Source organism: Mycobacterium sp. NPDC049093 (genome assembly GCF_040704635.1).
Classification (GTDB): domain Bacteria; phylum Actinomycetota; class Actinomycetes; order Mycobacteriales; family Mycobacteriaceae; genus Mycobacterium.
This window is the reverse complement of the sequence record NZ_JBEZJS010000006.1, coordinates 12,959-25,159: the sequence shown is the minus strand read 5'-3', so window position 1 is coordinate 25,159 and position 12,201 is coordinate 12,959. Positions and strand designations below refer to the sequence as shown.

At 68.6% G+C, this 12,201-nt stretch carries 10 protein-coding genes; 9 read left to right on the top strand and 1 reads right to left on the bottom strand.

What is annotated here, in order from left to right; all coding sequences use genetic code 11:
- Positions 1–219: 219 nt before the first annotated feature.
- Positions 220–1,107 carry an adenylate/guanylate cyclase domain-containing protein gene (locus AB0876_RS23310; RefSeq protein ID WP_491840739.1) on the top strand — a complete coding sequence of 296 codons (888 nt, stop codon included), beginning with the start codon at positions 220–222 and terminating at the stop codon, positions 1,105–1,107.
- A 12-nt stretch (positions 1,108–1,119) separates the two neighbouring features.
- Here AB0876_RS23310 and AB0876_RS23305 read toward each other — a convergent pair whose 3' ends face one another.
- The gene (locus AB0876_RS23305; protein WP_491840773.1) at positions 1,120–2,697 is read right to left on the bottom strand and encodes an FMN-binding glutamate synthase family protein; all 1,578 of its coding nucleotides are present in this window, start codon (positions 2,695–2,697) and stop codon (positions 1,120–1,122) included.
- Between the two features lie 68 nt (positions 2,698–2,765).
- On the opposite strand from AB0876_RS23305, the gene pheS reads away from it, so the two are divergent.
- The 8 genes from pheS (at position 2,766) to AB0876_RS23265 (ending at position 12,185) form a co-directional block, all read left to right on the top strand.
- Positions 2,766–3,809: a phenylalanine--tRNA ligase subunit alpha gene (gene pheS / locus AB0876_RS23300; RefSeq protein ID WP_491840740.1), complete on the top strand. Its 1,044-nt coding sequence runs from the start codon at positions 2,766–2,768 to the stop codon at positions 3,807–3,809.
- Complete coding sequence (gene pheT, locus AB0876_RS23295; protein WP_491840741.1) at positions 3,809–6,301, top strand: phenylalanine--tRNA ligase subunit beta; 2,493 nt, start codon at positions 3,809–3,811, stop codon at positions 6,299–6,301. Before pheS ends, pheT begins: the two co-directional genes overlap by 1 nt.
- Positions 6,302–6,491: 190 nt before the next feature.
- Positions 6,492–7,526 (top strand): N-acetyl-gamma-glutamyl-phosphate reductase, encoded by a 1,035-nt coding sequence (gene argC, locus AB0876_RS23290; protein WP_491840742.1) that lies wholly within the window; start codon positions 6,492–6,494, stop codon positions 7,524–7,526.
- Positions 7,523–8,737 (top strand): bifunctional glutamate N-acetyltransferase/amino-acid acetyltransferase ArgJ, encoded by a 1,215-nt coding sequence (gene argJ, locus AB0876_RS23285; protein ID WP_491840743.1) that lies wholly within the window; start codon positions 7,523–7,525, stop codon positions 8,735–8,737. Before argC ends, argJ begins: the two co-directional genes overlap by 4 nt.
- Positions 8,734–9,612, top strand: a complete 879-nt coding sequence (gene argB / locus AB0876_RS23280; protein WP_491840744.1) for an acetylglutamate kinase — start codon at positions 8,734–8,736, stop codon at positions 9,610–9,612. Before argJ ends, argB begins: the two co-directional genes overlap by 4 nt.
- Before the next feature lie 26 nt (positions 9,613–9,638).
- The gene (locus AB0876_RS23275; protein WP_526043269.1) at positions 9,639–10,784 is read left to right on the top strand and encodes an acetylornithine transaminase; all 1,146 of its coding nucleotides are present in this window, start codon (positions 9,639–9,641) and stop codon (positions 10,782–10,784) included.
- Complete coding sequence (gene argF / locus AB0876_RS23270; protein ID WP_055114710.1) at positions 10,781–11,707, top strand: ornithine carbamoyltransferase; 927 nt, start codon at positions 10,781–10,783, stop codon at positions 11,705–11,707. Before AB0876_RS23275 ends, argF begins: the two co-directional genes overlap by 4 nt.
- A complete protein-coding gene (locus AB0876_RS23265; protein ID WP_526043058.1) occupies positions 11,664–12,185 on the top strand; it encodes an arginine repressor in 522 nt (173 codons plus the stop codon). Before argF ends, AB0876_RS23265 begins: the two co-directional genes overlap by 44 nt.
- Positions 12,186–12,201: the final 16 nt, after the last annotated feature.

Sequence of the window (12,201 nt, the reverse complement as noted above, 5' to 3'; positions counted from 1 at the left end):
CGTTGACTCGTCATGACGTGAATCACAGCTGAGCTCACGATAGTAGTGACAACGTGTGTTGTCTACGAAGCCACGGCGCGTCGCTGCGCACTGTTATTCGGCGGCTACCGGGGCGCCACAGGGCCGTGACCAGGCCGGTTTGCCGACGCCGGGGGAGTGTGGGCTAACCCGCTCGTGGCGCGATTGCCGCTCGGTCTGCGCGCCACTTACTCTTGCGCTGTGGATGGCGAGCCGTTCGATGACCCGTCCGGCGAGGTCGGGGATATCGAGCAGGCGCCACAGCAGCGCCCTGCGAAGGCACCCGGGTTGCCGGGTCCGTTGGGCTGGCTGCAACGCACCAATCGCAGCCCGGCCGTCGTCGATCTGGTCCGGCGGGCGCGGCGGGCGTTGCCGGGGGATCCTGATTTCGGTGACCGGCTCTCGGCTGCCGGAGAGGGCGGACCCAGGGCGGCCGCGCGCGTGGCCGACCGGCTCCTGGACCGTGATGCCGCCTCACGGGAGGTGAGCTTGGGTGCGCTACAGGTCTGGCAGGCGCTGACCGAACGGGTCTCGGGAACCCCGGCGAATCCCGAGGTGACGCTGGCGTTCACCGACCTGGTCGGTTTCTCGTCGTGGTCGCTGCGCGCCGGCGATGACGCCACGTTGCGGCTGCTGCGACGGGTGGCCCAGGTGATCGAACCTCCGGTACTCGAGGCCGGCGGTCACATCGTCAAGCGCATGGGCGACGGCATGATGGCGGTGTTCTCCGATCCGGAAACCGCCCTGCGGGCGATGCTCGTGGCGCGCGAGGGTGTCAAGAACATCGACGTGGACGGTTACGCACCGCGGATGCGGGTCGGGATCCACACCGGGCGTCCGCAGCGCATCGGGTCGGACTGGCTCGGCATCGACGTCAACATCACCGCTCGCGTGATGGAACGGGCTGCCAAGGGTGGCTTGATGATCTCGCACACCACGTTGGAGGGCATCTCGGAAGGCGAGCTCACCACTCTCGGGGTGACGGTCAAACGTGAACGGCGGCAGATCTTTTCGGTGAAGCCGGAGGGTGTGCCCGAGGATCTGGTGATGTACCGGGTGAAAACCTCCGGGCAGTCGCCGGCCGGCTGAGCCGCGGGGCGATCAGGCGAATTCGGCGGCCGACGATTCCACCCAGTCCGACCGCCAGGATTCCGGTGGGTCTTCGAGCAGTTCGCCGGGCATGAGCCACTCGTAGATTTCGGCGTAGGTGCGGCTGCCCAGGCCGTCGATCCGGCGGTTCAGCATGGCAGGGGACAGGTCGCCGAAGCCGGACAACCCCATCGAGGCCACGATCTGCGCGGCGCTGGCCACGGTTTCGCGCTGGAAATTGAATACCCGCGCCGATTTGTCCCCGACGTCGAGGGCCCGGGCGCGGGCACGGTCCTGGGTGGCGACGCCGGTGGGGCAGTGGTTGGTGTGGCATTTGAGCGCCTGGATGCAGCCCACCGCGAACATCATGGCCCTGGCGGACATGGTGAAATCGGCACCCTGGCAGATGCGGCTGACTATATCCACGCCGCTGGCCACCTTGCCCGACGCGCCGATCTTGATGCGATCGCGCAACCCGGTGCCGACGAGGCAGTTGTGCACCATCATCAGGCCCTCGGTGAGCGGCATGCCGACGTGGTCCTCGAACTCGAGCGGTGCCGCGCCGGTCCCGCCCTCGGAGCCGTCGACGATGACGAAGTCCGGCGCGATGCCGGTCTGCAGGACTGCTTTGCAGATGGACAGAAATTCGCTGCGGGCCCCGACACACAGCTTGAACCCGACGGGCTTGCCGCCCGACAGGCGGCGCAGTGTGTCGATGAAGCCGACGAATTCGGTGGGCGTGCTGAACGCGCTGTGGGCTGGGGGTGAGATCACGGTGCGCCCCACCGGTACGCCCCGGGTGGCCGCGATCTCGGGGCTGACCTTGGCGCCGGGCAACACACCGCCCAGACCGGGTTTGGCACCTTGGGACAGTTTGATCGAGATGACCTTGACCTCGGGCAACGTGGCCTTGGCGGCGAACGCCTCGGGGTCGAACTGCCCGTCGGCGTCTCGGCAGCCGAAGTATCCCGAGCCGATCTCCCAGACCAGATCGCCACCGTTGCGGTGGTAGGGGCTGATGCCGCCCTCGCCGGTGTCGTGGATGAACCCGCCGCGGGCCGCGCCCCGGTTCAGCGCCTCGATCGCGTTGGCCGACAGGGCCCCGAAACTCATCGCCGAGACATTGAGCAGGGCGATGTCGTAGGGCTGTACGCACTCGGGGCCGCCGAGTCGCACTCGGGGCGCCAGGTCTTCCGCCGAGCGGGCCCGGATCGAGTGCCGCAGGAATTCGTATCCGGGTGCATTGACGTCGCGCTCGGTGCCGAACGGTTCATCACCCTTGGTGGCTTTGGCCCGTTCGTAGACCAGATCCCGGGTCTCGCGGTCGAACGGCGCAGCCTCGGTGTTGGACTCGATGAAGTACTGGCGGATCTCGGGCCGGATGAGCTCCATCAGGAATCGCACGTGGCCGAGGATCGGGTAGGACCGCAGGATGGTGTGCCGGGTCTGCAGCAGGTCCCAGGTGCCCAGCGCCGCCAGCGCTGTCAGTGCGACGGTGGCGACCGCCCAGCCACTGCTGAAGAACACCGCTGCGGCCAGGGTGAGCGCCGCAATAGCCCAGACGCCCATGACGATGAGGGGACGGATCAGCACGGCCTGAAGGCTAACCGGTGGAAACGGATTCGAAGCCTGATCAGGCCATCGCCTATGATCGCCGGGTGGCTGAGCAGCCCAGTGATCTCTCAGAAGAAGCCCTGACCAAAGCCGTCAGCGCGGCCCGGCATGCCTTTGAGCTGGCCGGTGACCTCGACGCGCTCGCGCGCGCCAAGACCGAGCACCTCGGCGATCGTGCCCCGATCGCCCTGGCTCGGCAGGCGCTGGCGACGCTGCCGAAGGCCGACCGCGCCGACGCCGGCAAGCGGGTCAACGTCGCCCGCGGCGAGGCCCAGCGCGCGTACGACGAGCGGCTGGCCGCGCTGCGGGCCGAGCGCGACGCCGCGGTGCTGGTCGCCGAACGCATCGATGTGACGCTGCCCTCGACGCGGCAGCCGGTGGGCGCCCGGCACCCGATCACGATCCTGGCGGAGAACGTCGCAGACACCTTCGTGGCGATGGGCTGGGAACTGGCCGAGGGCCCTGAGGTCGAGACCGAGCAGTTCAACTTCGACGCGCTCAACTTCCCGCCGGACCATCCGGCGCGGAGTGAGCAGGACACCTTCCAGGTCGCCCCGGACGGGTCGCGGCAGGTGCTGCGTACCCACACCTCGCCCGTCCAGATCCGCGCATTGCTCGAACGCGATCTGCCCGTCTACGTCGTGTCGATCGGGCGGACCTTCCGTACCGACGAACTCGATTCCACCCACACGCCCGTCTTCCACCAGGTGGAGGGGTTGGCTGTGGACAAGGGTCTGACCATGGCGAATCTGCGCGGCACGCTGGACGCATTCGCACGGTCCCAGTTCGGACCGGAGGGGCGCACCCGGTTCCGTCCGCACTTCTTCCCGTTCACCGAACCGTCGGCCGAGGTGGACATCTGGTTCCCCGGCAAGAAGGGCGGCCCCGGCTGGGTCGAGTGGGGCGGCTGCGGCATGGTCAACCCGAATGTGTTGCGCGCCTGCGGTATCGACCCCGACGTCTACTCCGGCTTTGCCTTCGGTATGGGATTGGAGCGAACCCTGCAGTTCCGCAACGGAATTCCTGACATGCGTGACATGGTCGAGGGTGACGTCCGCTTCTCGCTGCCGTTCGGGGTCGGTGCCTGATGCGGATTCCCTTCAGCTGGCTGCGTGAGGCCGTCCGCGCCGGTGCCCCGGATTGGGATGCGTCCGTCGAGGAGCTCGAAGAGACGTTCATCCGGATCGGTCATGAGGTCGAGGAGATCATCCCGATCGGTCCGGTGAGTGGTCCGCTGACCGTCGGCCGGGTCGCCGCGATCGAGGAACTGACCGAGTTCAAGAAGCCGATCCGGGCCTGCAAGGTCGACGTCGGCGTCCGGAATGTCGACGGTGAATTCCGCGATATCGTTTGTGGTGCAACGAATTTCGCTGTCGGTGATCTGGTCGTGGTGGCGCTCCCCGACACCGTGCTGCCTGGTGACTTCACAATCGCCACGCGCAAGACCTACGGCCGGGTTTCCGACGGAATGATCTGCTCGGCGTCGGAGATGAACCTGGGTGTCGAGGGCGCAGGCATCCTGGTCCTGCCCGAGGGCACGGCTGAGCCGGGCACCCCGGCCGCCGACGTCCTCGGCCTCGACGATGTGGTGTTCCATCTGGCGATCACGCCGGACCGCGGCTACTGCCTGTCGGTCCGTGGACTGGCCCGCGAGATCGCCTGCGCCAACAACCTGGATTTCGTCGATCTGGCCGACGTGACACCACTGCCTGCCGAGGGTGAGGCCTGGCCGCTGACCGTCCAGCCTGGCACCGGGGTACAACGTTTCGGGCTGCGCCCGGTCACGGGCATCGACCCGGCGGCGGTGTCGCCGTGGTGGATGCAGCGTCGGTTGATGCTCAGCGGTATCCGCGCCATCTCCCCGGCGGTCGACGTGACGAACTACGTCATGCTCGAACTCGGTCACCCGATGCACGCGCATGACAGCAGCTTGATCACCGGCGGCTTCGATGTGCGGTTCGCCCGCGACGGCGAGAAGGTGGTCACCCTCGACGATGTCGAGCGCACCTTGAACTCGGCTGACGTGTTGATCGTCGACGACGTCGCGACCGCCGCAATCGGCGGCGTCATGGGCGCGGGCACCACCGAGGTGCGCGATTCCACCACCGACGTGCTGCTGGAAGCCGCGGTGTGGGATCCGGCCGCGGTGTCGCGCACCCAGCGTCGACTGCACCTGGCCAGTGAGGCCGGCCGCCGCTACGAGCGTTCGGTTGACCCGGCCATTTCGGTTGCCGCACTTGATCGTTGCGCAACCCTGCTGGCCGAGATCGCCGGCGGAACCGTCGAACCGAAGCTCACCGACTGGCGGGTGGACGGGCGCACCGACTGGTCCCAACCGGCCGTCGAGATCCCCGCTGACCTGCCCGACCGGACCGCCGGCGTCGACTACGCCGCAGGCACCACGGCGCGGCGGCTCATCCAGATCGGTGCCGAAGTCACCGGTTCCGACGTGCTCACCGTCACGCCGCCGAGTTGGCGGCCCGATATGCGTCAGCGTGCCGACCTTGTCGAGGAGGTGCTGCGACTGGAGGGTTTGGAGTCCATCCCGTCGGTGCTGCCGACCGCGCCGGCCGGTCGTGGCCTGACCCCCGTCCAGAAGCGTCGCCGTGCCATCGGCAAGTCGCTCGCCCTGGCCGGGTTCGTCGAGGTCCTGCCCACACCGTTCCTGCCCGCCGGCGTGTTCGACGCCTGGGGTCTGGCCGCCGACGATGTCCGCCGCAACGCCGCCAGGGTGCTCAACCCATTGGAGGCCGATCGGCCGCAGCTGGCCACCACGTTGCTGCCCGGATTGCTTGAAGCGTTGGGCCGCAACGTCTCCCGTGGTGCCGCCGATGTGGCGCTGTTCGGGATTCAGCAGGTGGTGCACCCGACCGAGCAGACCCGATCCGTCGAGCGCATCCCGAATGACCGTCGGCCCACCGACGAGGAGATCGCCGGGCTCGACGCGTCGCTGCCGCATCAGCCGCAGCATGTCGCGGCGGTACTGACCGGACTGCGGGAGCCCGCGGGGCCCTGGGGTCCGGGACGTCCGGTCGAGGCCGCCGACGCGTTCGAGGCGGTACGGGTGATCGGCCGCGCCGCCGGGGTGGAATTCACCCTCCGCGCGGCCCAGGAACTGCCATGGCATCCCGGCCGCTGTGCCGAGGTGCTCGTGGGCGACACGATCGTCGGCTACGCCGGTCAATTGCATCCTGCGGTCGTCGAGCGGACGGGGCTGCCGAAGGGCACGTGTGCCGTCGAACTCGACCTCGATGCCGTACCGATCGTCGAGGCGCTGCCTGCGCCGAAGGTGTCGCCGTTCCCGGCCGTGTTCCAGGACATCAGCGTGATCGTGGCCGACGATGTGGCCGCGGCTGCCGTCGTCGATGCGGTCCGTGACGGGGCCGGCGAGCTGCTGGAGGACGTCCGGTTGTTCGACGTCTACACCGGCCCGCAGATCGGGGAGGGGCGTAAGTCGCTGACTCTGGCGCTGCGGTTCCGGGCTTCCGACCGGACGCTGACCGAGGACGAGGCCAGCGCCGCCCGCGATGCCGCGGTCGTGGTGGCCGGTGAGCGCGTCGGCGCCGTCCTGCGGGGCTGATTCAGCACCGCGAGCGTGCGCGTCTGCTGGCGAAACACCGTCGAACTTGCCTACTCCGCGCACGCTCGAATCATCGTGAACGTGCGCATGAGGTCGGTGGGTAACGGCGTGTTGAGGTGCAGACGCGCAGGCTCGCACGGGATGAATTAATGAGTTTGCATCTGCATGCATAACAATGCAGAATTGCTGCATGACTTCGATAGCGGTCGCCGGCGCCAGCGGCTACGCCGGCGGAGAGATCCTGCGATTGCTGCTCGGGCACCCGGCCTACGCTGACGGCCGGTTGACCATCGGGGCGCTGACCGCGGCCTCCAGCGCCGGAACCACGCTGGCCGAGCATCACCCGCACTTGTTGCCGTTGGCCTCGCGGGTTCTGGAACCCACCGACGCCGAGGTGCTGACCGGTCATGACGTGGTGTTCCTGGGCCTGCCGCATGGTCATTCCGCGGCGTTGGCCGAACAGCTCGGCCCCGACACGCTGATCATCGACTGCGGCGCCGACTTCCGGCTGACCGACGCCGGCGACTGGGAGAAGTTCTACGGCTCGGCACACGCGGGCAGCTGGCCCTACGGTCTGCCGGAACTGCCCGGGGCCCGGGACCGGCTGAAGGGCGCCAAGCGCATCGCGGTGCCGGGCTGCTATCCGACGGCGGCGCTGCTGGCGCTGCTGCCCGCCGTCGCCGCCGACCTCGTCGAACCGGCCGTCACGGTCGTCGCCGTGAGCGGCACCTCGGGCGCGGGAAAGTCCGCCAAGGTCGACCTGCTGGGCGCCGAGGTGATCGGCTCGGCACGTGCCTACAACATCGCCGGTAAGCACCGGCACACCCCCGAGATTGCCCAGGGCCTGCGTTCGGTGACCGACAAAGACGTCACCGTCTCCTTCACCCCGGTGCTGATCCCTACTTCCCGCGGCATCCTGGCGACCTGCACCGCCCGCACCGAGGCTTCGGAGGCCGAGATCCGGGCAGCCTACGAAAAGGCTTACGACGCAGAGCCGTTCATTCACCTGCTGCCCGAGGGGCAGCTGCCCAAGACCAGTTCGGTGATCGGTAGCAACGCCGCGCAGATCGCGGTCGCGGTCGACGAACAGGCGAAGGCACTGGTGGCCATCGCCGCCATCGACAACCTGACCAAGGGCACCGGCGGCGCCGCGGTGCAGTCGATGAACCTGGCGCTGGGCTGGCCCGAAACCGAAGGACTGTCGATCGTGGGAGTAGCGCCGTGACCGAAACCAAGCTGGTCCGCTCCCAGGGTGTCACCGCTCCCGCGGGCTTCCGGGCGGCCGGAATCGCCGCCGGTATCAAGGCATCCGGCGCACCGGACCTGGCGCTGGTCTTCAACGAGGGGCCGGATTACGCCGCGGCCGGCGTGTTCACCCGCAACAAGATCAAGGCTGCACCGGTGCAGTGGTCGCAGCAGGTGCTGACCAGCGGCCGGCTACGTGCCGTGATCCTGAACTCGGGCGGTGCCAACGCCTGTACCGGCCCACTGGGTTTCCAGGACACCCACGCCACCGCCGAGGCCGTGGCCACCGCGCTGAGTGACTGGGGCACCGAGACCGGTGCCATCGAGGTTGCCGTGTGCTCGACGGGCCTGATCGGTGACCGGTTGCCGATGGACAAGGTGCTGGCCGGCGTGACCGAGATCGTGCACGAGATCGCCGGAGGACTGACCGGCGGCGACGACGCAGCCCGGGCCATCATGACCACAGACACCGTGCCGAAACAGGTTGCGCTGCACCATTCGGTGGAGTCGGGGGACAACTGGACCCTGGGCGGGATGGCGAAGGGCGCCGGCATGCTCGCGCCGTCGCTGGCCACCATGCTGGTGGTGCTGACCACCGATGCCGTCGCTGAAAGCGCGGCACTCGACACCGCGCTGAGGCGGGCGACAGCGCTGACCTTCGACCGGCTCGACGTCGACGGCAGCTGCTCGACCAACGACACCGTGCTGCTGCTCGCGTCCGGCGCCAGCGAGATCGCGCCGAGCCAGGACGATCTCAACGAGGCCGTGCTGCGGGTCTGTGACGACCTGTGCGCACAGCTGCAGGCCGACGCCGAAGGCGTCACCAAGCGCGTCGTCATCACCGTGACCGGCGCCGAAACCGAGGACGATGCACTGGTCGCCGCCCGTGTCATCGCCCGCGACAGCCTGGTCAAGACCGCGCTGTTCGGTTCCGATCCCAACTGGGGCCGGGTGCTCGCCGCTGTCGGCATCGCGCCGGTGAAGCTGGACCCGGAACGGATCAGCGTGTCGTTCAACGGTTCTCCGGTGTGCGTCGACGGTTCGGGCGCGCCAGGTGCCCGCGACGTCGACCTGTCCGGCGAAGACATCGCCGTGGTGGTGAACCTGGGTGTGGGCTCGCACGAAGCTTCCATCAGGACCACCGACCTCTCGCACGCCTACGTCGAAGAGAACTCGGCCTACAGCTCATGAGCCAGGCCATCGAGCGCGGCGTCAAGGCCCAGGTGCTCGCCTCGGCGCTGCCGTGGCTCAAGCAACTGCACGGCAAGATCGTCGTCGTCAAGTACGGCGGCAACGCCATGACCGACGACACCCTCAAGGCGGCGTTCGCCGCCGACATGGTGTTCCTGCGCAACTGCGGCATCCACCCGGTGGTGGTGCACGGCGGCGGGCCCCAGATCAGCGCGATGCTCAAGAAGCTGGGCATTGCAGGTGATTTCAAGGGCGGCTTCCGGGTGACCACGCCCGAGGTGCTCGACGTGGCGCGCATGGTGCTGTTCGGTCAGGTGGGCCGGGAACTGGTCAACCTGATCAATGCCCACGGTCCCTACGCGGTGGGCCTGACCGGTGAGGACGCGCATCTGTTCACCGCGGTGCGACGCAGCGTCACCGTGGACGGTGTGGCCACCGACATCGGGCTGGTCGGCGACGTCGAGCACGTCAACGCCGGGTCGCTGCTGGATCTCATTGCGGCAGGACGGATTCCGGTCGTCTCGACCATCGGGCCGGATGTCGACGGCGTGGTGCACAACATCAACGCCGACACCGCGGCCGCGGCACTGGCCGAGGCGCTGGGTGCCGAGAAGCTGGTCATGCTGACCGACGTGGAGGGGCTCTACACCGACTGGCCCGACCGTTCCTCGCTGGTCAGCGAGATCGACACCGAGGCCCTGACCCAGCTGCTGCCCACGCTCGAATCGGGCATGGTGCCCAAGATCGAAGCCTGTCTACGCGCGGTGGCCGGCGGGGTGCCGAGTGCGCACGTGATCGACGGACGCGTCGAACACTGTGTGCTGGTCGAACTTTTCACCGATGAAGGAACCGGAACCAAGGTGGTGGCGAAGTGACCCTCCAGGACCGCTGGGAAGCGGTGATGATGAACAACTACGGCACCCCGCCGTTGGCGCTGGCCAGCGGTGACGGAGCGGTGGTCACCGACACCGACGGCAAGTCCTACCTGGACCTGCTCGGCGGTATCGCCGTCAACCTGCTCGGGCACCGCCACCCGGGCGTCATCGAGGCCGTCACCACACAGCTCAACACGCTGGGCCACACCTCCAACCTGTACGCCACCGAGCCGGGCATCGCGCTGGCCGAGGCATTGGTCGGGCACCTCGGAACCCAGGCGCGGGCGTTCTTCTGCAACTCGGGCACCGAGGCCAACGAGGTCGCCTTCAAGATCACCCGGCTCACCGGCAAGACGAACATCGTTGCCGCCCAGGGAGCCTTCCACGGCCGCACGATGGGGTCGCTGGCGCTCACCGGCCAGCCCGCCAAGCAGGCCCCGTTCGAGCCGCTGCCGGGCAACGTCACCCATGTGCCCTATGGGGATTCCGAAGCCCTTGCCGCCGCAGTCGATTCGGACACCGCCGCGGTGTTCCTGGAGCCGATCATGGGGGAGGGCGGCGTCGTCGTCCCGCCGGCCGGTTACCTCGCGAAAGCCCGGGAGATCACCGCAAAACACGGCGCACTCCTGGTTCTCGACGAGGTACAGACCGGCGTCGGGCGCACCGGTGCGTTCTACGCGCACCAGCACGACGGCATCACCCCCGACATCGTCACGCTGGCCAAGGGCCTGGGTGGCGGGCTTCCGATCGGCGCCTGCCTGGCCATCGGCGCGGCCGGTGATCTGCTCACCCCGGGACTGCACGGCAGCACGTTCGGAGGCAACCCGGTGTGCACCGCCGCCGCGCTGGCGGTGCTCAAGGCGCTCGCCGACGGTGACCTGGTCGCGCGCGCCGGGGTGCTCGGCAAGACCCTGAGCCACGGCATCGAGGAGTTGGGCCACCCGCTCGTCGACCACGTGCGCGGCAAGGGCCTGCTCCAGGGCGTGGTGCTGACCGCACCGAGCGCCAAGGCCGTCGAGGCCGCCGCGCGCGACGCCGGATTCCTGGTCAATGCCGCTGCAGCGGACGTCATCCGGCTGGCGCCGCCCCTGATCATCACCGAACCGCAGATCGAGACGTTCCTGTCCGCTCTGCCCGCCGTTCTCGACACCGCTGTGGAGGCTGCTTCATGACCATCCGGCATTTCCTGCGCGACGACGACCTGTCACCCGATGAGCAGGCCGAGGTGCTCGCCCTGGCCGCCGAACTCAAGAAGGCACCGTTCTCGCGGCGCCCGCTCGAGGGCCCGCGCGGCGTCGCGGTGATCTTCGAGAAGAACTCGACCCGCACCCGGTTCTCGTTCGAGATGGGCATCGCCCAGCTCGGCGGCCACGCCGTGGTGGTCGACGGCCGCAGCACCCAGCTGGGCCGCGAGGAGACCCTCGAGGACACCGGCGCAGTGCTGTCCCGCTACGTCGACGCCATCGTGTGGCGCACCTTCGCCCAGGAGCGGCTGACGGCCATGGCCTCGGGATCGACGGTTCCGATCGTGAACGCGCTGTCTGACGAATTCCACCCGTGCCAGGTGCTGGCCGACCTGCAGACGCTGGCCGAGCGCCGGGGCGAGCTCAAGGGCCTGAGGATGACGTACCTGGGCGACGGGGCCAACAACATGGCGCACTCGCTGATGCTGGGCGGGGTCACCGCGGGCATCCACGTCACCATCGCCGCGCCGGCCGGATTCGAACCGGACCCGCACTTCGTCGAGGCCGCCAAGCGCCGCGCCAGTGAAACTGGAGCAACCGTGTCCGTCACCGATGACGCACAGGCCGGGGTCGACGGGGTCGACGTGCTCGTCACCGACACCTGGACGTCGATGGGCCAGGAGAACGACGGGCTCGACCGGGTGCGGCCGTTCCGTCCGTTCCAGGTCAACGCCGACCTGCTCAAGCGTGCCGACCCGGAAGCCATTGTGCTGCACTGCCTTCCGGCGCACCGCGGTCACGAGATCACCGACGAGGTGATCGACGGGCCGCAGAGCGCGGTGTTCGACGAGGCCGAGAACCGGCTGCATGCGCAGAAGGCCATGCTGGTGTGGTTGCTGGAGCGAGCCTGACGTGAGCGCACCGACCCGCGCCGGCCGTCAGGCCCGCATCATCGCCCTCCTGTCGGCCAGGCAGGTGAGCAGCCAAACCGAACTGGCCGCCCTGCTGGGCCAGGAGGGCATCGAGGTCACCCAGGCCACGCTGTCGCGGGACCTGGAGGAGCTCGGCGCGGTGAAACTGCGTGGCGCCGACGGCGGCGTCGGTGTGTATGTGGTGCCCGAGGACGGCAGCCCGGTGCGGGGTGTGTCCGGTGGCACCGAACGGTTGACCCGCTTGCTGGGGGACTTGCTGGTATCGACCGACGCCAGCGCTAACCTTGCCGTGCTGCGCACCCCGCCCGGGGCGGCGCATTACCTGGCCAGCGCGATCGACCGCGCCGCCCTGCCGTATGTGGTCGGCACCATCGCCGGTGACGACACCATCCTGATGGTGGCGCGCGACCCGATGACCGGGGCCGAACTTGCCAAAACCATCGAGAACTTGAAATAGAGCCCAAAACAAGGAG

Excerpts from the sequence above, each read along its gene's own strand:
- pheT (WP_491840741.1), top strand. The coding sequence starts at position 3,809 with ATGCGGATTCCCTTCAGCTGGCTGCGTGAGGCCGTCCGCGCCGGTGCC.
- argC (WP_491840742.1), top strand. The coding sequence starts at position 6,492 with ATGACTTCGATAGCGGTCGCCGGCGCCAGCGGCTACGCCGGCGGAGAG.
- argB (WP_491840744.1), top strand. The coding sequence starts at position 8,734 with ATGAGCCAGGCCATCGAGCGCGGCGTCAAGGCCCAGGTGCTCGCCTCG.
- AB0876_RS23275 (WP_526043269.1), top strand. The coding sequence starts at position 9,639 with ATGATGAACAACTACGGCACCCCGCCGTTGGCGCTGGCCAGCGGTGAC.
- argF (WP_055114710.1), top strand. The coding sequence starts at position 10,781 with ATGACCATCCGGCATTTCCTGCGCGACGACGACCTGTCACCCGATGAG.
- AB0876_RS23265 (WP_526043058.1), top strand. The coding sequence starts at position 11,664 with ATGCGCAGAAGGCCATGCTGGTGTGGTTGCTGGAGCGAGCCTGACGTG.